Here is a 24,621-nt window from a genome sequence, read left to right as displayed (position 1 = left end):
CGGCATGCCGGAACCGAAGGGGCTGGCGCCCCGCTTTCCCACCGGCAGTGCGCCCGGCGCCGTAGTGAATGGCGTGAGGGCTTGGATGGCGCTGGACTTCCACATCGACGACGACGGCTACAGTCGCGCGCTGATCCAGAACCGGGGTCTGACCGATGACCGGCTGGGCCGGCTGGTGCAGCGCATCCTGGAGATCGAGACCTACCGCGCGGCTGCCTTCCTGGCCTTCCNCCAGGCGCGGGAGACCATGGTGGCGCTGACCGACATGGAACGCCGGCTGGAGGATAGTGTCAGCCGCATCCGCGACAGCAAGACCCCGGCGGAGGACCGCGCCATCCTGGACAGCCTGACCGACCTGGCGGTCGACCTGGGTCATCTGGTCACACGCAACCGCTGGCGCTTCGGCGCCAGCCTGGCCTATGGCGAGATCGTCAGCGAACGGCTGGACGAGTTGCGGGAGGAGCGCATTCCCGGCCTACAGCGGGTGGGCCTGTTCCTGAAGCGCCGGCTGCGCCCCGGCATCCGCACGGTGGAGGCGGCCGCCCGCCTGCAGGGCGAACTGGCCGCTGGCATGGAACGCGCCCAGGCCAGCCTGCGCACCCGCGTGGATGTGGGCCTGTCCAGCCAGAGCGCCGCCCTGCTGACCTCCCTGGACCGCAACTCCAGCATGCATGTCCGCATCCAGGAGGCGGTGGAGGCCCTGTCCATCGTCGGCATCACCTACTACCTGGTGTCGCTGGTCGAAAAGGTGATGCATGGCCTGCCGGAAACGGAGGGCTGGCCGTCCACCAGCCGCATCGTGGCCATCGCCGTGCCGGTCTGCGCCGGCGTCGTCGCCATCGCCGCCCGCTGGCTGCGGCGCAACATGCCGCATTGAGCTTATTGCGGCGGGGCGTAGCAGGCGACGATATCAGGACAATTCACCGCCTTGGGACCCGCCACCGTGCCGGTGTTCAGGGATTCATTCCGCGAAAAGGCGTCCCCGCGCGATATGGGCGGTAATTCCGGCGGGCCGAACAGGGCCTTGAGCCGGGCGTATTCGGCGTCATGGTACGCCTTTTCCTCCTCCGGCGTCGGCAACACGTGCGGCCTGATGATGATATCCCGAACCAGTTCTTCGGTCTTCAAGGCCGGCGGCGCGGCGGGGCCGGCGGCGGGATTGCCGGTGGTGTTCGCGGTGACGCTTGCCGTGTCCTGCGCCCATGCCGCGGACGACAGCATGGCGGCCAGACCGGCGAGGATGATCACACCAGCATGCATGGAATCACCGCCTGAAGGCCCAAGGCCTGAACGCCCCAGGAATGGACATCAGCGTATCGTGCCGTTGGGGCGCCAGCAACCGGGGCGGGACGCTGCGGGCATAAATTCAATTTCAGAAAAATGAAGCGGGCGGCGAGGCCGCCGCCCGCGTCACGCTTTTGGGCGTAAGTCAGAAACGCGGCTACAGCGGTCTCAAGCGAGGGCATATTGATGACGAAACGATAGCGGACATCGCTGGCGACGACACGGTCATACGCCTCGTTAACGCCCTGGATGGCGATGGTCTCGATATCGCTGGTGATGTTGTGCTTGCCGCAGAAGTCCAACATCTCCTGCGTCTCCTGGATGCCGCCGATGAGGGAGCCCGCCAGGCTGCGGCGACCCATGATCAGCGAGAAGGCGCCCACCGGCACCTGCTCCTCGGGCACGCCCACCACCACCAGGGCGCCATCGACCTTCAGCAGTCCCAGGTAGGCGTTCCAATCGATGGGCGCCGACACGGTGTTGATGATCAGGTCGAAGGAACCCGCCAGCTTCTTGAAGGTCGCCGCGTCCGACGTGGCATAGAAGTGGTCGGCGCCCAGGCGCTTGCCATCCCCCTGCTTCCGCAGCGACTGGCTCAGCACCGTGACCTCGGCGCCCATGGCATGGGCCAGTTTCACCCCCATATGGCCCAGGCCGCCCAGGCCGACGATGGCCACCTTCTTGCCCGGACCGGCCTTCCAGTGGGCCAGCGGGGAATAGAGGGTGATGCCGGCGCACAGCAGCGGGGCGGCAGCGTCGAGTGGCAGGTTCTCCGGAATGCGCAGGACATAATTCTCATCCACCACGATGGCGCCGGAATAGCCGCCCTGGCTGATGGTCTTGCCGTCCCGCTCGATGGCGTTGTAGGTGCCGGTCATCCCGCGGGCGCAGAATTGCTCCAGCCCCTGCTTGCAGTACTCGCACTCCCGACAGCTGTCGACGAAGCAGCCCACGCCCACCTTGTCACCCACCTTGTACTTGGTGACGGCGGACCCGACCTGGGTGACGATGCCGGCGATCTCATGGCCCGGCACCATGGGGAAAATACCCGCCCCCCATTCGTCACGCGCCTGGTGCACGTCGGAATGGCAGATGCCGCAATATTTGATGTCGATGACCACATCGTGGTCTCGGGGGTCGCGACGCTCGAACGTGAACGGCGCCAGCGCTTCCTTGGCCTTATAGGCCGCATATCCCAAGGTCTTGATCACGTCAGCCCCTCTCTGATGGCTTGATCTGTTGAGAGCATGACTTCCCGGTGTCCCCCCCGGCATGGGCGATCCCACCCCCCGAAGCCACGCCCGCCCGACATAGGAAGTCGAGTGACTTAGTTCAATCGTCTTTCTGCCGAGCGGCAAAAAAAGATCGGGCCGGCGCCGCCCTCCACCGAATTGGCTACGCCATTTCGCCCTTCTGGCGATGGGAGTGCGACGAAATATCAGCTAGCAATCGTACAAATCATCATCGCCGATTTTCCGAATATCTAACTCAAGGCAATAGTTATTGCAATGATGCAAGAAAATGAAACTGTCGCCGGCATTGGCGACAATGATGCGATTATTTGCGTCGGCATGCCGGGCAGCGCCTCCACCTGGTCGTTCAATGTGGTCCGCCAGCTGCTGGTCCACGCCCATGGCGAAGGCGGGTTCAAATCCGACTATCGCAACGACCTGGAGCATTATGTCGGAATCGGGCAGAAGTCCAAGGTCCCCTTGGTGTTGAAGACCCACCATCCGGATAACATGACGCAACTGCGCATCGCCCATGAGGATATCCCCACGGTTATCACCCTGCGTGACCCACGCGACTGCGTGGCCTCCCTGATGCAGCGCTTCGAGACGCCGTTCAATGAGGCTTTCGCCTACGTCCTGCGCAGCGTGCGGCGAGTGCAGCCCTGCATGGCCCAGGGCCGGCGCACGGTGGTGTTCCGCTATGAGGACGGCTTCCATGACAGGCTCGAGTCCGTTGCCCGCATCGCCGACCTGATCGGCGTGCCGGCGCCAGAAGAGGTTTTGCGCACCATCCATGAAAGCCTGCTGACCCGCACGGTCAAGCGCACCCTGGCCGATTTGGCCGAGGAAGGCCATTTCGTGCAGAACGCCGGGACCGACGCGCGACCCAACCTCTACGACCCCGTCACCCACTGGCACAAGACCCACATCGGCGATGGCACCGTGGGCAAATACAAGACGCTGCCGGAACGGGCGCAATCCCTGATGGACAACGCCTTCTGGACCTTCCTCGCCGGCTACTACCTGCCGACGCCGGACGCCGCCACACCAGCGGACGGTTAGGCCTCGACCGGCACGGCGACCGGCGTTACGGCCGATGTGGGCGCCGCGTCATCCTGCGGCAGGCGGGGGCCGCGCATCTTGGTCACCATGTTCGTCACATGCTCCGCCGCCGCCCGCGTCGTCTCGGGTGCGATGGGGTGGAAGCTCACCTTGCCATCCTGCACCACCAGCACGGCGCAGGGGATGACGCCGCCCCCGCCCCCGCCGCCCACGGCCTCCCCCCACACGCTGCCGCCATAGACACCGACGCCGAAGGTGGTGATGGTGACGGGCACGATCAGCCCCCCCGGGATTTCCACGGGCATGCCCAGGACCCCCTTGCCCAGGATGGTCTCGAACTCCGTCAGCAGATCCTGGGTCAGGGTCTTGGTGGGGTCGGCGAGGAATGGGTTGAGCAGCATGGGGCGCCTCCTTGTTGCGGCGCAACAATATCACAGCGCGCATTGCCTGTGAATATTTCCACCTAAGGGATTCACCACTTCTTTTGTAACCGTTCCGTTACCGAACGCCATTTGACGCCTTGGCCTACCCCGGTATGGTTCCCCCTCGCCCGCCGACCACGGGCTGCATATTGGATAAAAGGGGCGGTTCATGATGGGTTCGATGAGGGGGCGTTGGCTTGGGAAGACGGCGCGGGCGGGGGCATGCGCGGGAATGGGGCTGCTGCTGGCCACGGCGGCCCATGTCCAGGCCGGGACGGCGCAAACGGCGCCGTCCATGACGCCCTACATGCAGCCGGACATCCCGGCCAAGGTCGATGGCACCATCGAGGGCGCGGATTACATCAAGCGCGACGTCATGATCCCCATGCGCGATGGGGTGAAGCTGCACACCGTCATCGTCATCCCCAAGGGCGCCACGAACGCGCCCATCATGCTGACGCGCACGCCCTATAACGCCAGCAAGCGCGCCAAGCGGTCCGTCAGCCCGCACATGCAGGCGACGCTGGCCATGGGTGATGAGAGCTTCGTGGCCGAGGGCTACATCCGCGTCTTCCAGGATATCCGGGGCAAGTACGGGTCGGAGGGCGACTATGTCATGACCCGCCCGCTGCACGGCCCCCTGAACGACACCGAGGTCGACCATTCCACCGACGCCTACGACACCATCGACTGGCTGGTGAAGAACGTCCCGGAAAGCAACGGCAAGGTTGGGATGGTGGGCTCCTCCTATGAGGGCTTCACGGTGCTGATGGCCCTGGTGAACCCGCACCCGGCGCTGAAGGCCGCCGTGCCCATGAGCCCCATGGTCGACGGCTGGAAAGGCGACGACTGGTTCCACAACGGCGCCTTCCGCCAGACCAACTTCGACTATATCCAGCACCAGACCACCGTGCGCGGCCTGGGCGAGGACATGCCGCGCGGCATCTACGACGACTATGACGCCTTCCTCCGGGCAGGTTCGGCTGGCGGCTTCGCCCACGCTTACGGCTTCGACCAGTTGCCCTTCTGGCGCAAGCTGTCGGAACATCCCGCCTATGACGCCTATTGGCAGAACCAGGCCCTGGACGTGATCCTGGGGGCCCGCACCCCCACGGTGCCCACCATGGTGGTGGCCAGCCTGTGGGATCAGGAGGACATGTATGGCGCCGTCCACACCTATGAGGCGATCGAGCCGAAGGATACGACCAACACCCTGAATTACCTGGTGCTGGGCCCTTGGCGGCACAGTGGCGTGAATTATGATGGCTCCACCCTGGGCCCGCTGAAGTTCGAGGGCGACACGGCCCTGGACTTCCGTCGCAACACCATGCTGCCCTTCCTGGACGAACACCTGAAGGACGGCGCGCCCAAGGCCGACACACCGCCGGTGCTGGTGTTCGAGAGCGGCACCAACGTCTGGCGCCGCCTGCAGAAATGGCCGACCTCCTGCGCCACCGGCTGCGCCGCCACGCCCAAGCCGCTGTATCTGCAGGCGGGCGGCGGCCTGGGTTTCGCGGTGCCGGCCAAAGGTGGCCAGGCCTTCGACGAGTACGTCTCCGATCCTGCCAAGCCCGTACCCTACGTGCCGCGCCCGGTGCGCTTCACGGATGGCGACGCCTGGAAGCGCTGGCTGGTCAGCGACCAGCGCGCCGTGGCGGACCGTACCGACGTGCTGGTCTACACCAGCGAGGTGCTGACGGCGCCGCTGAAGATCAGCGGTGAGCCGGTTGTGAACCTCTACGCCTCCACGTCCGGCACCGACAGCGACTGGGTGGTCAAACTGATCGACGTCTACCCGGACGAGGTGCCGTCGCAGCCGGAAATGGGCGGCTATCAGTTGGGCGTGGGCATGGACATCTTCCGCGGGCGCTATCGCGACAGCCTGGAACATCCGACCGCCATCCCCGCCGACAAGGTGCAGCGCTACCGCTTCGCCCTGCCCAACGCCAACCACGTCTTCCTGCCCGGCCATCGCGTCATGGTGCAAATCCAGTCCAGCTGGTTCCCCCTCTACGACCGCAACCCGCAGACCTTTGTCGACAACATCTTCCTGGCCAAGCCCGGCGACTATCGCAAGGCGACCCAGCGCGTTTTCCATCAGGGCGCCCAGGCCAGCTTCATCGACCTGCCGGTGGTGCCGGTGAATTAGGCTGTAGGCTTAGGAAGACCCGCATCAGAGAAAGTCGGGCCGGGCGTCTCATCGCCCGGCCTTTTTTCTCTCCGATTGCACCGCTTCTATCCCTTGGCGGCAGCGGCTAGACTTGTACTGATCGAGGGGCGGCGGGCGGATGCCGCGCACTGAGGACAGGCGGCGTCATGCGTCCATTCCCGGGGCTCGCCCTGGCGACTACGGTGAAGGTACTGGCCCTGGCGTTGTTGTACCTGGGCACGGCGCGGTTGGGATTGGCGTTGGCCAGCCTCAGCGACAGCGCCAGCCCCGTTTGGCCAGCGTCCGGCGTGGCGGTGGCGGGCCTGCTGGCCTTTGGCCGCTCCACCTGGCCCTTCGTCTTCATCGGCGCCTTCATCGCCAACATCTTGACACCGGACGTGGGCCCGCTGACCGCGGCCTTCATCGCCCTGGGCAACACAGCGGAAGCGGTGCTGGGCGCCCTGCTGTTCACCCGCATCGATGGCATCGACAAGGAGCGCCTGCAGGTTTCGCGCGCCGCCGCCCACGGGCTGGCGGCGGTCATCGCCCCGGTGTGCAGCGCCACCGTCGGCGTCACCACGCTGCTGGTGGCCGGCAATCTGTCGTGGGATGTGAACCTGGGTGCCATTTGGGCCACCTGGTGGACGGGCGACGCGTTGGGGATCCTGATTGTCAACGGCCTGCTCGTGGCTATGCGGGAGGCCAAGCCGGCCGACTACCGCCCATCGTATCTATGGGGCACCCTGTTCAGCAGCCTGCTGCCCCTGCTGGGCCTCCTGCTGGGAGGGCTGGTCCTGCCCTTGCTGCCGGTGGTCCAGTCGCTGCTGGGGCCAGCGGCGACGCTGGGGCTTTTCCTGCTGTATCCGGCCATCGTGCTGGCCGCCCGCCACTACGGGCCGGCCGCCGCTCAACTGGTCGTACTGGCGGCGGCGGCGGTCTTCGTCCTGGCCACGGCGGCCGGCATCGGTCCTTTCATCGACGCCGGCCTGAACCAGAGCCTGCTGAACATGCAGGCCATGCTGGCCACGTTCGCCCTGACGGCCATCGTCTTCTCCGACATTCCCCATGAGTCGGCACGGCTGGGCTCCGTCGTTTTCCTGACGGGCTGCCTGGTGGCCGCCGGTGTCTTCCTGGATCGGACCGACATCGCCCGGTCCCGGGACGAGGCGCACCTGACCAAGATCGTGGACAGCGCCATGGCGCGCATCCATGAACGGCTGCTGGTCTATTCCAACGCGCTGGAGGCGGGGGCCGCCCTGTATGCCACCGGCCTGCCCATCGGCCGCATGCAGTGGCGCGCCTTCGCGGACACCATCAACATCGACGGGCGCTATCCCGGCATCAACGGCATGGGCGTGGTCTATCCCGTGCCCACCGATGGGCTTGACGCCTTCCTGCGCAAGGTCAGGGCAGACGGCGCCCCCACCTTCACCGTGCACCCGGCATCCACCGAAGCGGTGCTGGACGACTTCTCCGACGCGCTGGAATACGACGTCATCACCTACATCGAACCGGCGGCGGCCAATGCCGCCGCCCTGGGTCTGAACATCGCGGCGGAAACCAACCGGCGCGACGCCGCCTTGCGCGCCCGCGACACCGGCCGGCCGGCGATGACCAAGCGCATCACTCTGGTGCAGGACACGCAGCGGCGACCCGGCTTTCTCTATTTCATTCCCGTCTATGCCCCGGACCGCCCCCTGGATACGGTGGCGCAGCGGCGCCAGGCCTTGCAATGCTGGATTTACGCCCCCTTCATCTCCGAAGTGTTCTTCCGCGAGGCCCTGCGCGGCATGGTGGATGAGCTGGATGTGGCGGTCTACGACGGCGAGGAGGTCAAGCCGGACGCCCTGCTGTACCGCAAGGCTTCCATCTCCAGCCTGCCCAACCGGCTGGCCAAGCGCCTGGGACTGAAGAGTTCCGGCATCACCAGCTACGACCAGACCAGCCGCGTGGACGAAGGCGGCCATGTCCTGACCTTGGCCTGGACACGCGCGGCCACCTTCGCGTCGGCGGGCCAGGCGGGAGCGGCGCTGGCCGCCGCCAGCCTGTCCTTCATCGCCCTGATGCTGGCAGCGCTGACGGCCAACCTTCACATGGTGCGCGCCCGGGCCACGGCCATCGCCGAGGGCATGACGCGGGAATTGAGCGCCATCAACGCCAAGCTGATGGCTGCCGGTAATCGCCTGGCCCTGGCCACCCAGGCCGGTGGCATCGGTGTCTGGGAACTGGATCTGCTCACCAACCACCTGGTCTGGGACGAGCGCATGTTCCAGCTGTATGGCGTGGATCCCGACACGCCACGGCCCCTGACCAACGCCCTCTGGCAATCGCGCTGCCACCCCGACGACCTGGGCCGCATGCAGGCGGAGGTGCAGGCCGCGGTCCGTGGCGAAACCCCGCTGGATACGGAATTCCGCATCCGCCTGCCCGACGGCACCATCCGGCATGTCAAGAGCAACGGCCTGGTGGAACGGGATGCCAAGGGCCAGGCCCTGAAGATCGTGGGCGTCAACTGGGATGTGACCGTGACGCGCGAAAGCGCCAAGGCCCTGGCCGCGGAAAAGCGCCGGGCCGAAGACGCCAACCGCGCCAAGAACGACTTCCTGGCCAACATGAGCCATGAGGTACGCACGCCCATGAACGGCGTCGTGGGCATGGTCCAGCTGTTGCTGGACACGCCCGGGCTAAGTGCCGAGCAGCGGGGATATGCCGAAACCATCCGCGACAGCGCCGATGCCCTGCTGGGCGTGATCAACGACATCCTGGACATCTCCAAGCTGGAGGCCGGCAAGGTCGACCTGGAGAACCTGTCCTTCGACCTGGGCGACCTGGTGGAGGGTGTCGCCGCCATCCTGGCCCCGCGCGCCCGCGACAAGGGAATCGAGCTGGGCGTCCTGGTGGTGGAGGAAGCGCGACGGCATTGGCACGGCGATCCCACCCGCCTGCGCCAAATCTTGCTGAACTTGGCGGGCAACGCCGTCAAGTTCACCGACCAGGGCTGGGTCAGCGTGGTGGTCACCTGCCTGCCCGGCACGGCGCCGGAAACCAGGCGCCTGCGCTTCATCGTCCAGGATACCGGCATTGGGCTTAGCGACGATCAGGTACGGCGCCTGTTCCTGAAATTCACCCAGGCTGACGCCAGCGTCACCCGCCGCTTCGGTGGAACGGGCCTGGGCCTGGCCATTTGCCGGCAGCTGGTGGAGCTGATGGGCGGGGACATCGGGGTGGAGAGCACGCCTGGCAAAGGCTCCACCTTCTGGTTCGAACTGCCGCTGGCACCAGCGGAACCCGCTGACGCGCCGCTGCCCTCGCTGGAAAGCGTTCGCGGCCGTCGCGCCCTGGTGGTGGACGACTTGGCCATGAACCGCCTGATCCTGGCCCACAACCTGAGCTTCGATCTGGGGCTGCGCGTGGACGAGGCGCCGGACGGTGAGACCGCCTTGGCCCGCCTGTGGTCCGCGGCGGGCACGGCCGATCCCTATGCCATCTTGTTGGTCGACCACCGGATGCCGGGGCTGAACGGGCCGGAAGTGGCGGCCCGGGTGCGCGCCGATCCCCGATTCCAGGATCTGCGCATCATCCTGGTCAGTTCCATCGAACCGGAGGATGGCATAGCCGAAGTCCGTTATGACGCCCTGTGCCCCAAGCCCGTGCGGCGCTTATCCCTGAACGAGGCGGTGGCCCGCGCCTTCGGTTGCCTGATGCCGCCTTGCGCGGCCGAAGTTCGGGAGCCGGAAGCGGCAGCGGATGGCCACGGCCGCCGGGTGCTGGTGGTGGAGGACAACCCCACCAACCAAGCCGTGGCCGCCCTGACACTGCGCAAGGCGGGCTACGCCGTCACGGTGGTGGAGGATGGCGCCCAGGCGGTGGCGGCCCACGCGCGCGACCGTTACGATATCGTCCTGATGGATGTGCAGATGCCCGTGATGGATGGCGTGGAGGCCACCCGCCGCATCCGCGCGGCGGAGACGGCCGAGGGCCGCCCCCGCACGCCCATCCTGGCCATGACCGCCAACGCCATGGCCGGGATGAGTGCCGACTATGCCGCCGCCGGCATGGACGACTGTGTCTACAAACCCTTCCGCCACCAACAGATGCTGAAGGTGGTGGACCGCTGGTCGGCCGGCGGACCATCGGGTCCGAGTTCCCAGCCACCAGCCCCGCCACCAGCCCCGTCGCCATCCGGGCAGCCGATTTCCACCACCGACCTGCCCTTGCTGGATGAGATGGTGCTGGCCCGGTTGGAGAACGTCGCCGGTCCCCAAGCCTTCCAGCGGCTGGTCCGCGATTTCATCGGCAACGGCGGCAATCGGGTGGAGCTGATGGCCCGCCTGGCGGCGCAGTCGGACATGGCGGATTTGCAGGCGCTCGGCCAACAGGCGCATGACTTGATTTCCACCGCGGGAAATTGTGGATTGCGGCGATTGGAGGAAACGGCGCGTCAGTTGCAATCCGCCTGCGACGCTGGCGACATGGTCCGGGCCCGGGCGTTGGGAGCCCTGATCGGAACCCTGGGGCCCCAGTCCTGGCAGGCGGTCAGCCAGCGATTTCTGAGATCGGTGGACTGACCCCCCTCGCGCCTGTCGCTTGCCCCTTAACAATTAATACATTATTTTTATGTTATTTATGGCATAGCACATCACGTGATTTTCGCAGCCACAGGAATTCCATAATCGCAATGCCAACTGTGAAAGTTTCCTTTATACGTCTGCTGACAGGGTATTGAGGAACGCCCGGCGACCGGGGCCAACGTTTGGCGTTTGACGCGCAAGCGTACTAGACTGGCCGCTGTACAAGGTGGATCGGCGTTGCAGCCCCAGGCCTTTGCGCGATGGAAGAGTGATTGACGTGAAAGACGCGGCAGTGTTGGACAGCATCGTTAAGCCCCCCTCCTCCTCCCTTTCGACCGCGCTGGCGGGAACGCTTCCAGTCCCCCGGTTGACCCATCTGCAGCGCCTGGAGGCGGAAAGCATCCACATCCTGCGGGAGGTGGTGGCGGAGACGCAGAATCCGGTGATGATGTATTCGATCGGCAAGGACAGCGCGGTGATGCTGCACCTGGCGATGAAAGCCTTCTACCCGGCCAAGCCCCCCTTCCCCCTGCTGCACGTGGATACCACGTGGAAGTTCCGCGAGATGATCGCCTTCCGCGACCAGCGGGCGGCGGATCTGGGCCTGGATCTCCTCGTCCATACCAATCCGGAAGGCTTGGCGCGCGGCATCGGCCCCTTCACCCACGGCTCCGCCATCCACACCCAGGTGATGAAGACGGAGGCGCTCAAACAGGCGCTGGACCGCTACGGCTTCGATGCCGCGTTCGGCGGCGCCCGCCGCGATGAGGAAAAGAGCCGCGCCAAGGAGCGCATCTTCAGCTTCCGCAATGAGCAGCACCGCTGGGACCCCAAGAACCAGCGCCCGGAGCTCTGGCAGCTATACAACGCGCGCAAGAACAAGGGCGAGAGCATCCGCGTTTTCCCCCTGTCCAACTGGACCGAGCTGGACATTTGGGAATACATCTACCTGGAAAACATCCCCATCGTGCCGCTGTACTTCGCCGCCGAACGCCCGGTGGTGGAGCGTGACGGCGCCCTGATCATGGTGGATGACGACCGCCTGCCGCTGAAGCCCGGCGAGACGCCGCAGATGCGCCGCGTGCGCTTCCGCACCCTGGGCTGCTACCCGCTGACCGGCGCCATCGACAGCGACGCCGACAGCCTGCCAGCCATCATCCGCGAGATGCTGCTGGCCCGAACGTCGGAGCGCCAGGGTCGTGTCATCGATCGTGACGGCGGCGCCTCCATGGAACAGAAGAAGCAGGAAGGGTACTTCTGATGGCCCCCGATACCCCCCTGCCCGAGACGCTGGAAGCGGGCGTGTCCGAGATCGAGCGCTACCTCGCGGCCCAGCAGTCCAAGAGCCTGCTGCGCTTCATCACCTGTGGCAGCGTCGATGACGGCAAGAGCACCCTGATCGGCCGTCTGCTGTACGACAGCAAGATGCTGTTCGAGGATCAGCTGGCGGCACTGGAAGCCGACAGCCGCAAGGTTGGCACCCAAGGTGGCGATCTAGACTTCGCCCTGCTGGTCGACGGTTTGTCGGCGGAGCGCGAGCAAGGCATCACCATCGACGTCGCCTATCGCTTCTTCAACACCGACCGGCGCAAGTTCATCGTGGCCGACACGCCCGGTCATGAGCAATACACGCGCAACATGGTCACCGGCGCGTCCACCGCCGATCTCGCCATCATCCTGATCGACGCGCGCAAGGGCGTGCTGCCGCAGACACGGCGCCACAGTTTCCTGGTGTCCCTGCTGGGCATCCGCAAGATCGTGCTGGCGGTCAACAAGATGGACCTGATGGCCTACGATCAGGCCGTCTTCGAGCGCGTGGTGGCGGAGTACCGCGCCTTCGCCCGCCAGCTGGACCTGACCGATATCCAGGCTATCCCGCTGTCCGCCCTGAAGGGCGACAACGTCACCACCCAGACCGACGCCATGCCCTGGTATCAGGGTCCGACCCTGATCGGGCATTTGGAGACGGTGGAGGTCGCGGACGTTCGCGCCAGCCAGGCCTTCCGCCTGCCGGTGCAATGGGTCAACCGCCCCAACCTGGACTTCCGTGGCTATGCCGGCACCATCGCCGCCGGCACCGTGCGTCCGGGCGACCGCGTGCGCGTGCTGCCGTCCGGCCAGGAAAGCCGGGTGGCGCGCATCGTCACCCATGACGGGAACCTTGACGTCGCCGTTGCCGGCCAGTCCGTCACCATCACCCTGGCGGATGAGATCGATATCAGCCGCGGCGACATCATCTCCTCCCTGGATGAGGCCGCGGAGGTGGCCGACCAGATGGAGGCGACGCTGGTGTGGATGTCGGAGGCGCCGCTGCTGCCCGGCCGGCCCTACATCCTGAAGTTGGGCGCCAAGTCGGTACCGGCCACGGTGGCGACGCTGAAGCACAAGATCAACGTCAACACCCTGGAACAACTGGCGACCAAGACCCTGTCCTTGAACGAGGTCGGCTTGGCGACGCTGAGCCTGGACCAGGCGGTGGCCTTCGACGTCTATCGTCACAACCGCGACACCGGCGGCTTCATCCTCATCGACCGCCTCACCAACGAGACGGTGGCCGCCGGCCTCATCCGTTCCGCCATCGTGCGCACCGTGCCGTGGCAGGTGCTGGACGTCGACAAGCGCGCCCGGTCGCAGATGAAAGGCCAGCGTCCGCGCGTGCTGTGGTTCACCGGCCTGTCCGGCGCCGGCAAGTCCACCATCGCCAACCTGGTGGAAAAGAAGCTGCACGCCCATGGCCGCCACACCATGCTGCTGGACGGCGACAACGTCCGCCACGGCCTGAACCGTGACCTGGGCTTCACCGACGCCGACCGGGTGGAGAACATCCGCCGTGTGGCCGAAGTGTCGAAGCTGATGGTGGAATCCGGCCTCATCGTGCTGGTTTCCTTCATCTCCCCCTATCGGGCGGAACGGCGCATGGCGCGTGAGCTGCTGGGGCCGGGCGAATTCCTTGAGGTGTTCGTCGACACCCCCCTGGCGGTGGCTGAGAACCGGGACGTCAAGGGCCTGTACGCCAAGGCGCGTGCCGGCAAGATCCCCAACTTCACCGGTATCGACAGCCCCTACGAGCCGCCGGAATCGCCGGATGTGCGCATCGACACCCAGGCGATGACCGCCGAACAGGCGGCCAACCACATCTTCGCGCTGCTGTCCCGCTTCGATGAGGATGCCGACCTGGTGGATGGCGCAGCCATCTAAGGGGAAGGCGGGACCATATAAAGCCTTTTCTCAATTCAGGGCCGGCGGGAGCGATCCGCCGGCCCGACCCTTTTTGCATTCGCGCTGGCCCCTGCCGCTTCCTTACAGGTGGCCCTATACCCCGCGCCCTTTCAGATCAACCATTTGTAGTGCGACCTTTAGCGTCAGGCGCTATGATGGAATTGGGGTTTGTGCCAGTCGGGGGACAAGGTGCAGCGGGACAAAGCGGAACTTTTGCGGTCCATCACCATCGATCGGACGCAGTCGGCGCCCCGGCGCGGCGGCGGAGCCCGGGGTTTGATCCTGGGTCTCGGGGCGGGCGTGGCCGTGGTCGCGATCGCCGTTGGCGTCGCCTGGGCCGCTGGATTGCTGAAATCGTCAGGCGGAGGTGAGCAGGCGGCGCAGGCGCCGGCCAAGCCTGTGGCGGTGGCGGCCAGCCAGACCCAATCCGCGCCGGCCGCTCCGGTGGCGGAGGTGCGCGGCGGCAATCTGGTGGCCTCCGGCTATGTCGTGGCCCGGCGCGTGGCCACCGTGTCCGCCGACGTCACCGGCCGCGTGCGCGAGGTGATGGTGCAGGAAGGCATGCTGGTGCAGAAGGGCCAGGTGCTGGCCACGCTGGATGACGTGCTGGCCCGCAGCGACCTGGACCTGGCCCGCGCTCGCCAGGCCTCGGCCGAGGCCGCGGTGGTCGCCAACCAGGCCGACCTGGTGGACGCGGAAAAGACGCTGGAGCGCACGCGCGCGCTGACCGGCCGCCAGTTCTCCAGTGAGGCCGACCTGATCAAGGCCGACGCCCGCGCCGCCTCGCTGCGCGCCCAGTTGGTGAAGTCCAAGGCCGACGTGAACGCCGCCCGCGCCACCGTGGCCTATGACGCGGAGATGGTGGACCGCTACCAGGTGCGTGCCCCCTTTACCGGCGTGGTCACCGAAAAGAACGCCCAGCCGGGCGAGATCATCTCCCCCATGTCCTCCGGCGGCTTCACCCGCACCGGCGTCTGCACGCTGGTGGACATGGACAGCTTGGAGTTCGAGGTGGAGGTGAACGAGGCCAACATCGCCCGCGTCCGCCCCGGCCAGCGGGTGGAGGCGACGCTGGACGCCTATCCGGACTGGAAGGTTCCGGCCTCCGTCCTGGCCATCATCCCCACCGCCAGCCGGGAGAAGGCCACCATCAAGGTGCGCGTCGCCATCGCGGTGAAGGACCCGCGCGTCCTGCCCAACATGGCGGCCAAGGTGACCTTCATCGACGAGCGCAAGGGCGGCTGACCAGGCCCCCTTCCCTATCGCGTTCCTGAATCCACGTCCCACGCCACTAGACCGGGAGCTTGAGGCCATGACGGGCCAGACGCTGATCCATCTGCAGGATGTTTCGAAACGGTTCGTGAAGGGCAAGGACACGATCACCATCTTTGACCATCTGGGCCTGACGATTCCCGCTGGCGATTTCGTCGCGGTGATGGGGCCCAGCGGGTCGGGCAAGACGACGCTGCTGAACCTGCTGGGTGGCATCGATCAGCCAACGGAAGGCGCCATCACCTTCGACGGCGCGCGGGTCGACACGCTGACGGAAGGGCAACTGGCCCGCTGGCGCGCCCACAATGTCGGTTTCATCTTCCAGTTCTATAACCTGATGCCCACCCTGTCGGCGGCGCGCAACGTGGAGCTGCCCCTGCTGCTGACCGCCTTCGGCCGCTCAGAACGCAAGCGGCGGGTGGAAGCGGCGCTGAGCCTGGTGGGCCTGGCGGAGCGCGCCAACCATTATCCGCGTGAGATGTCGGGTGGCCAGCAGCAACGCGTGGCCATCGCCCGCGCCCTGATCTCCGACCCCAAGCTGCTGTTGTGCGACGAGCCGACGGGCGACCTGGACCGCAGCACGGCGGATGAGATTCTGGCCATGCTGCAACTGCTGAACCGGGAGATGGGCAAGACCATCGTCATGGTCACCCACGATCCGGAAGCGGCGAAGTACGCCCGCCGCACCCTGCACCTCGACAAGGGGCGCTTCACTGAACGGGAAATGGTGGCATGAGCGACCTCTACCTGCTCTGGCGCAACCTGTTCCGCCGCAAGTTGCGCACCTTCCTGATGATGCTGGCCATCTTCGTGGCCTTCGTCATCTACGGCGTGCTGGGCAGCATCCACTACGCCTTTCAGCATGGCGTGGACCAGGCGGCCGACAACCGGCTGGTGGTGACCAACAAGATCACCTTCATCCAGCCCTTGCCCTTCGCCTATGTGAGCAAAGTCGCGGCGGTCAAGGGCGTGAAGACGGTGACCTACTCCAGCTGGTTCGGCGGCTATTACCAGGACGCGCGCAACCAGATCGGCACCTTCGCCGTCGATCCGGAAAGCTATATGGAGGTCTTCCGCGACACCCTGCGGATCGATCCCGCAGCGCGCGACACCTTCATCCACGACCGCACCACCATGCTGGTGGGCGAGGCCATCGCCACCAAATACGGCTGGAAGCCGGGCGACCGGATCCCGATCAATTCCAACATCTTCACCAACAAGGCCGACGGCAGCCACACCTGGGAACTGACCGTGGCCGGCATCGCCTATCCCAAGACGGACTCCGCGAACACCAGCTTCATTCTGTTCCAGCATGAGAATTTCAATGAAAGCAAGACCTTCGGCAAGGACACCGTGGGTTGGATGACGCTGGAGACGGACAGCGCCGACTTGAACGACAAGGTGGCGACGGCCATCGACGACATGTTCGCCAACTCCACCGCCGAGACCAACACCCAGTCGGAAAAGGCCTTCGGCAAGGCCTTCCTGGCGCAACTGGGCAACATCGCCCTGATCATCACCCTGGTGGTGGGAGCTGCCTTCGCCACCATTCTGATGATCGTGGGCAACACCATGGTGATGGCGGTGCGGGAACGCACGAAGGAGATCGCGGTGCTGAAGACGCTAGGCTTCCCTTCCTGGCGCATCTGGCGCCAGGTGCTGGGGGAATCCCTACTGCTCTCCCTGCTGGGTGGCGTACCGGGCCTGGTGCTGGCCGGCTTGCTGGTCACGGTGCTGGCCAAGAGCGCCTCGAGCGCCATCCCCGGCTTGGCGCTGACCATGCCGGTCATGGGCCTGGGCCTGGGCTTCATGGTCCTGCTGGGCCTGATCACCGGCTTCCTGCCCGCCTGGACCGCCTTGCGCCTCAACATCGTCACCGCGCTTGGTCGCCTGTAAAGGGGCCGCCTGTAAGGGGAACGACCGACATGCGTGCATTGAACGAGATCGCGGTGGTCACCACCATCTGTATCAAGAGCATCCCGCAGCGCTTCTGGACCTCCTTATCCACCGTGGTGGCCGTGAGTCTGGTGGTGACCGTGCTGCTGGCCTTCCTGGCCATGGCCGCCGGTTTTCAACAGACCCTGCGGGGCACGGGGGCCAAGGACATGGCCATAATGCTGCGCGCGGGCGCGCAGGCGGAGCTGAACAGCGGCATCGTCCGCAACCAGGCCCGCCTGATCGAGGAGGCACCGGGCGTGCTGAAAGGACCGGACGGCAAACCCCTGGTATCGCCAGAGCTTTACGTCATCGTCGACGGCATCAAGAAATCCACCCTGCCCGCGGACGGTGATCTTAAGAAGGCGCCCCGGGCCAACGTCACCTTGCGCGGCCTGGGTCCCGCCGGTATCGCCGTGCGGCCCGGCCTGAAAATCGTGGAGGGGCGGCAGTTCAACCCCGGGACCAATGAGCTGCTGGTGGGCCGGGCCCTGCAGAAGGATTTCGTCGGCTTCAACCTGGGCGACACGGTCAAGCTGGGTAACAGCAGCTGGGTGGTGGTGGGCGTGTTCGAACTGGGCGGCAGCGTCTTTGAGTCCGAACTATGGGCGGACACGCCGGTGGTCCAGGACCTGTTCCACCGGCAGAACGTCTTCCAATCCATCCGGGCCCGCCTGACCGGGCCAGACGCCTTGGGGGCGCTGAAGGACTATGTCGCCAACGACCCGCAGTTGAAGCTGGACGTGACGACAGAGGCCGAATACTACGCCCAGCAAGCAAGCCGCACGTCGGACCTGATCCAGAAGCTGGGCTGGCCGCTGGCCATCGCCATGGCTTTCGGCGCCCTGGCCGGGGCGTTGAACACGATGTACAGCTCCGTCGCCGCACGGGCGCAGGAGATCGCCACTTTGCGCTGCATCGGCTTCAGCGGCACCTCCTCCTTCCTGGGAACCTTGGCGGAGAGCCTGGTGCTGTCGCTGGCAGGCGGCGTCGTGGGCGCGTTGTTCACCTGGGTGGCGTTCGACGGCCTGACGGGATCAACCCTGTCGGGCGCCAGCTTTTCCCAGATCGTCTTCACCTTCCACCTGACACCGGCGGTTGCCCTGCAGGGCATCGTCCTGGCCCTGGTGGTGGGTTTCATCGGCGGCGTCCTTCCCGCCTGGCGCGCGGCCCGCATCCCCATCGTGGAGGCCTATGGCACGCCGTGATGTCAACCATTGGCAAATCGGTTCAGGGTATCTTTACCTTTATGCCCTAAACACGGGGGCACGGATCGGGTGGCGGCCGTCGCCGCGCTCTATCCACCCGCTTCCGCTTGCCGGGTTGCTGGTGTCAGGTGAGTATGGGATACTTATCCGGTGCCACTCTCGGGATATGCCACTTGCGCATGACCTCTTCCGGGTTAAGCGCAAGGGATAGCCGAAGGCGCGGTGCCACCCATCCGGGTGGTGGGAAGGATAAAGTCCGGGAGCCCAGGAATGACAGCCTGGTCTTTCCGGTGAAGGTAGAGGGTGGTACCGGTACCGCTTCATCCGCTCCGTGCCGTTTTAACGGGCATGGGGTTGTGGATGGCGCTGGCACCCGCCGCCAGCAAACGAGTTAGCCAGGGATCACGTGATCTGATGAAGCCTTCGGCCGGATATACCAACCGTCCCGCGTCGGACAATCCCCGTGACATCGAAGCCTGGGGCCTGACCGAAGCCGCCCGCCGGCTGATGCTGGCGGCCCAGACGCCTGAAAATCCGGAGCCCCTGCGCCAGGCCCTGTCCTTGAACCAGCGGCTGTGGACCATCTTCCAATCGTCCATGGCGGAGCCCGACTGCCCCCTGCCCAAGGACTTGCGTGAGAAGATCCTGGTGCTGTCGCTGATCGTCGACCGCCAGACCTTCGAGCGGTTGGGCGATCTGGACGTCACCAAATTGAACTCGCTCATCGACATCAATCGCAATATCGCGGCCGGCCTTTCCCAGCGCCCCGGCGACGCGGCAGCAGCGGCCATGCCGGCTGTTTCCGCTGGCGCCCCCGCTGCTGGCGCCCCGGTGCCATCACGCGCGCCAGGCGTGGCGCCGCCGCCGGCGGCCCCGGTCGCGCCGCGGCCTGGCATGGCTCCGGGCATGGCGGCAGGTGGGATGGGCAAGTTCAACATATCGATCTAAACGGCCGGCGGCCCCAAAACGGGCGCGAAAAACCAGGATGTAGATGTCCTGGCCGGCGGGGCCGGTGCCATCCGGATTCGCCTTGATGGCGAACTGGATGTTCATCAGGCCCACGACGTTCAGACCATGGGCCAGGGCTTCGGCCTGGCGCTCCAGCTCCTCAACCACCGGCTTGGGCAGGGTGTAAGGGGGCAGGGCGCAGGCGCTGTCGCCGGAATGGATGCCGGCTTCCTCGATGTGTTCCATGACGCCGGCGACGTAGACCCGGGCCCCGTCGCAGACGGCGTCCACGTCCACCTCGATGGCGTCCTGCAGATAGCTGTCGATCAGCACCGGGTTCTTGCCCGACACCTTCACGGCGTTGGCCATGTAGCGCTTCAGGCCGGCCCGGTCGTGCACAATCTCCATGGCGCGGCCGCCCAGCACGTAGGACGGACGGATGACGACGGGGAAGCCGATGGTGTCGGCCACCTTCTCCGCCTCTTCCAGCGACCGGGCAAGGCCGTTGGCCGGCTGGCGCAGGTTCAGCTTGTGCAGCAGCTGCTGGAAGCGCTCCCGATCCTCCGCCAGGTCGATGGCGTCGGGGCTGGTGCCCAGGATGGGGATGCCGGCCTCTTCCAGGTCGCGGGCCAGCTTCAGCGGCGTCTGGCCGCCCAACTGGACGATGACGCCCAGCACCTCGCCATTGGTCTGCTCAGTCCGCACCAGCTCGATCACGTCCTCGGCCGTCAGCGGTTCGAAGTACAGGCGATCGGCGGTGTCATAGTCGGTGGACACGGTTTCGGGGTTGCAGTTGACCATGATGGTCTCATAGCCCGCCTCGCGCAGGGCGTAGACGGCATGGACGCAGCAATAGTCGAACTCGATGCCCTGGCCGATGCGGTTGGGACCGCCGCCCAGGATGACGACCTTCTTCCGGCCCGTCGGCTCGGACTCGCAATCGCCGGGCACGCTGCCGTCCCCCTCGTACGTGGAGTACATGTAGGGCGTCTTGCTGGCGAATTCGGCGGCGCAGGTGTCAATGCGCTTGAACACCGGGCGGACCTTGAAGCCGCGGCGCGCGGCCGCCACGGCGGCCTCGGTGGCGCCGGTCAGGGTGGCCAGGCGGGCGTCGGAGAAGCCCTGGGCCTTCAGCTTGGCGAAGTCGCGGGCGGTCAGGGCGGTCAAACCCTGTGCCTTCACCTCGGCTTCGGTCCGGATGATCCCTTCGATCTGGCGCAGGAACCACGGGTCGACGCGGCAGGCGGCGTGGATTTCCTCCACCGTCAGGCCATGGCGGAAGGCCTGGGCGATGACCAGGATGCGGTCGTGCGTGGGCTTGGACAGGGCGGCCCGGATCTTCAGCGGGTCGACCACGCCGGTGCCGCCGGTCAGGTCCACCTCGTCGAAGCCGGTCAGGCCGGTCTCCATGGAGCGCAGGGCCTTCTGCACCGATTCGGCGAAGCTGCGGCCGATGGACATGGCCTCGCCCACCGACTTCATGGAGGTGGTCAGCAGGGCGTCGGCGCCGGGGAACTTCTCGAACGCGAAGCGCGGCATCTTGGTGACGACGTAGTCGATCGTCGGCTCGAAGCTGGCCGGCGTGGAGCCCGTGATGTCGTTGTCCAGCTCATCCAGGGTGTAGCCCACGGCCAGCTTGGCGGCGATCTTGGCGATGGGGAAGCCGGTGGCCTTGGAGGCCAGGGCGGACGACCGGCTGACGCGCGGGTTCATCTCGATGACGACGACGCGGCCATTCTCCGGGTTCACGGCGAACTGGACGTTGGACCCGCCGGTGTCCACCCCGATCTCGCGCAGCACCGCGATCGAGGCGTTGCGCATCAGCTGGTATTCCTTGTCGGTCAGCGTCAGCGCGGGCGCCACGGTGACGCTGTCACCGGTGTGGATGCCCATGGGGTCGATGTTCTCGATGGAGCAGATGATGATGCAGTTGTCGCGGCAATCGCGCACGACCTCCATCTCATACTCTTTCCAGCCCAGGACCGATTCCTCGACCAGGACCTCACCCACCGGGCTGGCGCGCAGGCCGCCGCGCACGATGTCCTCGAACTCCGCCTTGTTGTAGGCGATGCCGCCGCCGGTGCCAGCCAGGGTGAAACTGGGGCGGATGATGGCGGGCAGGCCGACAAAGGCCAGGGCGTCCTGGGCCTCCGCCTCGGACTTCACCATGCGCGACTTCGGGCTTTCCAGCCCGATCTTGTCCATGGCGTCGCGAACAAACAGGCGTTCTTCCGCCTTCTCGATCACGTCGGCCTTGGCGCCGATCAGCTTGACCCCCAGCCGATCCAGCGTGCCGTCGTGGAACAGCTTCAGCGCCGTGTTCAGCGCCGTCTGGCCACCCATGGTGGGCAGCAGGGCGTCGGGACGCTCCTTCTCCAGGATCTTGGCGACGACGGCCGGGGTGATGGGCTCGACGTAGGTGGCGTCGGCCAGGCCCGGGTCGGTCATGATGGTGGCGGGGTTGGAGTTCACCAGGATGACCCGGTATCCCTCTTCCTTCAGCGCCTTGCACGCCTGCACACCGGAATAATCGAATTCGCAAGCCTGGCCGATGATGATCGGGCCGGCGCCGATGATGCAGATGGACTTGATGTCTGTGCGTTTAGGCATGAGGGTCAGCCGCCATTTTTTGAATTCTACCGCCCGGACCGTCCGGCCCATCCCGAAGGGGGCTCCAGACTCCGGCCACACAAAACAATCCCCCGCCCTGGAATGGTGGCGCGGGGGATTGTTCGGCTGAGCCGCTTATATAAAGGGGCCGCGCCCCGGGGGGAAGCGCTGCATCTGGGGTGGGGGGGTGCGCCTACCGCAACCCGGCGGGCGATCCAGGGCTTGATCCCTGGAAATCCAGGGGGTTAGGGGGCTTGTGGCGTCGGCGCGGAAACGGGTGTGGCCCCCGTCGTGGGAACAGTGCCGGCCGGATCCCGGCCGTAACCGCCCCCGGGGCCGTAATACCAGGGCAGCAGCACGTTCTGCCGGGCGGTGTAGACGGTGCAGCGGGCCGTGTCCTGCCGGTCAAAGAAATAGACGGTGCCCACCTCGCGCTTGCGGTCCGGATCCACCAGGTTGATGGCCCAGGTGCCGTAGGCCACGCCCATTGGTCGTTCCTTGGGCCCGAAGGCGCGGTACAGCATGTCGATGCGCTGGATGAAGCGGCCGCGCCGGCAGGCGTCCGACAGTTCACGCGACACCGTCATCATCTTGGCCGCCGGCTGGGCGAAGGCATAGACGATGCGCGGCTGGGTGTAGCGGGGCGGCAAGGGCAAGGCCACGGCCGGCGGCGGGCTGGGGTCGTAAGGCCCCGCGCCCATGTGCCCCGGTTGCGGCTGCGCCAGCTTCATCGCGTCATGCGGCGGGGTGGGGCGCACCATCCACTGGGTGGGGCTGGCCGGGCCGGCCGTCTGCGCCTGCGCGGGCATGACGATCCCCAGGCCTACCGACAGGGCCGCCGCCATGAATGCCAGTGCGGGGAGGGAATAAGCGCGCATCACTCGAGAATACCATCGTTCGACTGGAACGACGAGTGGGCGTCTCAAATGATGAAGATGGTCTTAAAGAGAAGTATTTAAAATTTTATTCAAATGACCATGCATTCAATTGCCGCCGCGGGATCGCAGATAGCGGGTCAGGAAGCCGGCCACCCGCAGACGCCGCGCCTCGTCCAGGTTGACGTAGGCGATCTTGGCGTCCTTGCCGATAACGGCGGCCACCTGGCCATCGCAGACGAAGGCGATGTTTTCCTTACTGTCCTTGAACGCCACCTTCATCTTGAAGGCGGTCCCCTTGCCCAGGGATCCGGCGCCGGTGGCGGTGAAGCTGTCGGCGGCCATGTTGTTGATGGGGTAGGTCTTGTCGTTGATGACCACGCTGGCGGCCAGCGCGGGTATCTTGACCTTCTCCACCACGTCCTTCTTCAGGAAGTCGAACACGCCCATTATTGCCCTCGGCACCACCGGTAATTCCGATTTTCTAGCAGAATTCGGCGGTTTTTACGAGGGGGCTCGTCCGGAGCAAAAGGAGGGTATTTGTAATCGGTCGCAGCAGGCGGGGAGGGCGGCGAAGTTGGTAAATCCCCGCCGCCGCATTGGACCCGAATACTTGCCTGGCTTAACGGGCGGCGATGTTCTCGATGAACCGGTCGAACAGATAGTGGCTGTCCTCGGGGCCGGGGCTGGCTTCCGGATGGTACTGCACGGAGAACACCGGCTTGTCCTTCAGGCGGATGCCTTCGTTGGTGCCGTCGAACAGCGAGACGTGGGTGACCTCCACGGTGTCCGGCAGGCTTTCCGGCAGGACGACGAAGCCGTGGTTCTGGCTGGTGATCTCCACCCGGCCGGTGGCCAAGTCCTTCACCGGATGATTGGCGCCACGGTGGCCCTTGTCCATCTTCGTGGTCTGGCCGCCCAGGGCCAGGGCCAGCAGCTGGTGGCCCAGGCAGATGCCGAACAGGGGCAGGCCGCTGGCCACGATCTCCTGGATCATCGGAACGGCGTAGGTGCCGGTGGCGGCGGGGTCGCCGGGGCCGTTGGACAGGAAGACGCCGTCCGGCTTGTGGGCCAGGATCTCCTCGGCCGTGGCCGTGGCGGGCACCACGGTCACGCGGCAGCCGGCGTTGGCCAGGCAGCGCAGGATGTTGCGCTTGGCGCCGAAGTCGACGGCCACCACATGGTGCTTGGGATCGGTCTGGCGGCCGTAGCCGCCGGCGATGGTCCAGGCGCTCTCGTCCCAGGTGAAGGTCTGGCCGCAGGTCACGTCCTTGGCCAGGTCCATGCCTTCCAGGCCGGGCCAGGCCTTGGCCTGCGCCACCAGGGCGTCCAGGTCGAATTTGCCGTCCGGCGCGTGGGCGATGACGCCGTTGGGCGCGCCGCCGTCGCGGATGCGCCGGGTCAGGGCGCGGGTGTCCAGGCCGCCCAGGCCCACCAGGCCATGGCTCTTCAACCAGGCGTCCAGGCCGCGGGTGGCGCGCCAGTTCGACGGCTCGGTGATGTCGGCGCGCAGGATCAGGCCGCGGGCCGCCGGCGTCACCGTCTCGATGTCCTCATCGTTGGTGCCGACGTTGCCGATGTGCGGGAAGGTGAAGGTGATGATCTGGCCGGCGTAGGACGGATCGGTCAGGATTTCCTGGTAGCCGGTCATGGAGGTGTTGAAGCAGACCTCGCCCACAGACTGGCCGGCGGCGCCGATGCCCTTTGCCCAGTGGATGCTGCCGTCCCGCAGGACCAGCACGCCGGTGGCGCCCTCNGGCTGCNGGGGGTTGGTGGGGGCGGCTGCNGTCATCGCTTCAATCCATCTGCTGCGGAACGCGCCCCCGGATGCGGG

The 24,621-nt window shown here is 66.1% G+C and carries 18 protein-coding genes; 11 read left to right on the top strand and 7 right to left on the bottom strand.

The window, feature by feature from the left end:
• The coding region (locus I55_RS10485) for a DUF3422 domain-containing protein (protein ID WP_044560494.1) at positions 1-877 on the top strand (877 nt) is incomplete at its 5' end.
• Positions 878-879: 2 nt separating this feature from the next.
• Here the strand turns inward: I55_RS10485 and I55_RS10480 are convergent.
• Together I55_RS10480 and I55_RS10475 are read right to left on the bottom strand one after the other, a co-directional pair.
• A complete protein-coding gene (locus I55_RS10480; protein WP_148293668.1) occupies positions 880-1,260 on the bottom strand; it encodes a hypothetical protein in 381 nt (126 codons plus the stop codon).
• A complete protein-coding gene (locus I55_RS10475) occupies positions 1,245-2,495 on the bottom strand; it encodes an NAD(P)-dependent alcohol dehydrogenase (protein WP_307718703.1) in 1,251 nt (416 codons plus the stop codon). Before I55_RS10475 ends, I55_RS10480 begins: the two co-directional genes overlap by 16 nt.
• Before the next feature lie 297 nt (positions 2,496-2,792).
• Between I55_RS10475 and I55_RS10470 the strand changes: the two genes are divergently transcribed.
• On the top strand, positions 2,793-3,578 hold the full coding sequence (locus I55_RS10470) for a sulfotransferase domain-containing protein (protein ID WP_083901005.1): 786 nt from the start codon (positions 2,793-2,795) through the stop codon (positions 3,576-3,578).
• On the opposite strand, the gene I55_RS32955 is transcribed toward I55_RS10470, so the two are convergent.
• A complete protein-coding gene (locus tag I55_RS32955) occupies positions 3,575-3,979 on the bottom strand; it encodes a spore germination protein GerW family protein (protein WP_049974008.1) in 405 nt (134 codons plus the stop codon). The genes I55_RS10470 and I55_RS32955 overlap by 4 nt on opposite strands.
• A 253-nt stretch (positions 3,980-4,232) precedes the next feature.
• Here I55_RS32955 and I55_RS10460 point away from each other — a divergent pair, with 253 nt between their 5' ends.
• The 9 genes from I55_RS10460 (at position 4,233) to flaF (ending at position 19,302) form a co-directional block, all read left to right on the top strand.
• Positions 4,233-6,149, top strand: a complete 1,917-nt coding sequence (locus I55_RS10460; protein ID WP_049974007.1) for a CocE/NonD family hydrolase — start codon at positions 4,233-4,235, stop codon at positions 6,147-6,149.
• Positions 6,150-6,316: 167 nt separating this feature from the next.
• Entirely contained in the window at positions 6,317-10,717 is a 4,401-nt protein-coding gene (locus tag I55_RS32950) for a CHASE domain-containing protein (protein ID WP_049974006.1), read from the top strand.
• A gap of 343 nt (positions 10,718-11,060) precedes the next feature.
• A complete protein-coding gene (gene cysD / locus I55_RS10450) occupies positions 11,061-11,981 on the top strand; it encodes a sulfate adenylyltransferase subunit CysD (RefSeq protein WP_044560489.1) in 921 nt (306 codons plus the stop codon).
• Positions 11,981-13,918, top strand: a complete 1,938-nt coding sequence (gene cysN / locus I55_RS10445; RefSeq protein WP_044560483.1) for a sulfate adenylyltransferase subunit CysN — start codon at positions 11,981-11,983, stop codon at positions 13,916-13,918. Before cysD ends, cysN begins: the two co-directional genes overlap by 1 nt.
• Before the next feature lie 297 nt (positions 13,919-14,215).
• Entirely contained in the window at positions 14,216-15,184 is a 969-nt protein-coding gene (locus tag I55_RS10440; RefSeq protein ID WP_252181101.1) for an efflux RND transporter periplasmic adaptor subunit, read from the top strand.
• 67 nt (positions 15,185-15,251) lie between these two features.
• The gene (locus I55_RS10435) at positions 15,252-15,947 is read left to right on the top strand and encodes an ABC transporter ATP-binding protein (RefSeq protein ID WP_044560482.1); all 696 of its coding nucleotides are present in this window, start codon (positions 15,252-15,254) and stop codon (positions 15,945-15,947) included.
• On the top strand, positions 15,944-17,107 hold the full coding sequence (locus tag I55_RS10430) for an ABC transporter permease (protein ID WP_044560481.1): 1,164 nt from the start codon (positions 15,944-15,946) through the stop codon (positions 17,105-17,107). Before I55_RS10435 ends, I55_RS10430 begins: the two co-directional genes overlap by 4 nt.
• Before the next feature lie 29 nt (positions 17,108-17,136).
• Positions 17,137-18,354: an ABC transporter permease gene (locus I55_RS10425; RefSeq protein WP_044560480.1), complete on the top strand. Its 1,218-nt coding sequence runs from the start codon at positions 17,137-17,139 to the stop codon at positions 18,352-18,354.
• Between the two features lie 414 nt (positions 18,355-18,768).
• A complete protein-coding gene (gene flaF, locus I55_RS34360; RefSeq protein ID WP_064742462.1) occupies positions 18,769-19,302 on the top strand; it encodes a flagellar biosynthesis regulator FlaF in 534 nt (177 codons plus the stop codon).
• On the opposite strand, the gene carB is transcribed toward flaF, so the two are convergent.
• The 4 genes from carB to carA all read right to left on the bottom strand — a co-directional run bounded on the left by carB (position 19,192) and on the right by carA (position 24,579).
• Positions 19,192-21,912 carry a carbamoyl-phosphate synthase large subunit gene (gene carB, locus I55_RS10415; RefSeq protein ID WP_252181100.1) on the bottom strand — a complete coding sequence of 907 codons (2,721 nt, stop codon included), beginning with the start codon at positions 21,910-21,912 and terminating at the stop codon, positions 19,192-19,194. The genes flaF and carB overlap by 111 nt on opposite strands.
• A 245-nt stretch (positions 21,913-22,157) precedes the next feature.
• The gene (locus I55_RS32945; RefSeq protein ID WP_049974005.1) at positions 22,158-22,790 is read right to left on the bottom strand and encodes a hypothetical protein; all 633 of its coding nucleotides are present in this window, start codon (positions 22,788-22,790) and stop codon (positions 22,158-22,160) included.
• Between the two features lie 105 nt (positions 22,791-22,895).
• Positions 22,896-23,252 carry a hypothetical protein gene (locus I55_RS10405; protein ID WP_148293667.1) on the bottom strand — a complete coding sequence of 119 codons (357 nt, stop codon included), beginning with the start codon at positions 23,250-23,252 and terminating at the stop codon, positions 22,896-22,898.
• A gap of 157 nt (positions 23,253-23,409) precedes the next feature.
• Entirely contained in the window at positions 23,410-24,579 is a 1,170-nt protein-coding gene (gene carA / locus I55_RS10400) for a glutamine-hydrolyzing carbamoyl-phosphate synthase small subunit (RefSeq protein ID WP_044560477.1), read from the bottom strand.
• Between the last annotated feature and the right edge of the window lie 42 nt (positions 24,580-24,621).

It is taken from the genome of Azospirillum sp. B4 (genome assembly GCF_000333275.1).
GTDB lineage: Bacteria > Pseudomonadota > Alphaproteobacteria > Azospirillales > Azospirillaceae > Nitrospirillum.
The sequence above is the reverse complement of the archived record's forward strand: the minus strand, read 5'-3'. Positions and strand labels throughout refer to the sequence as shown.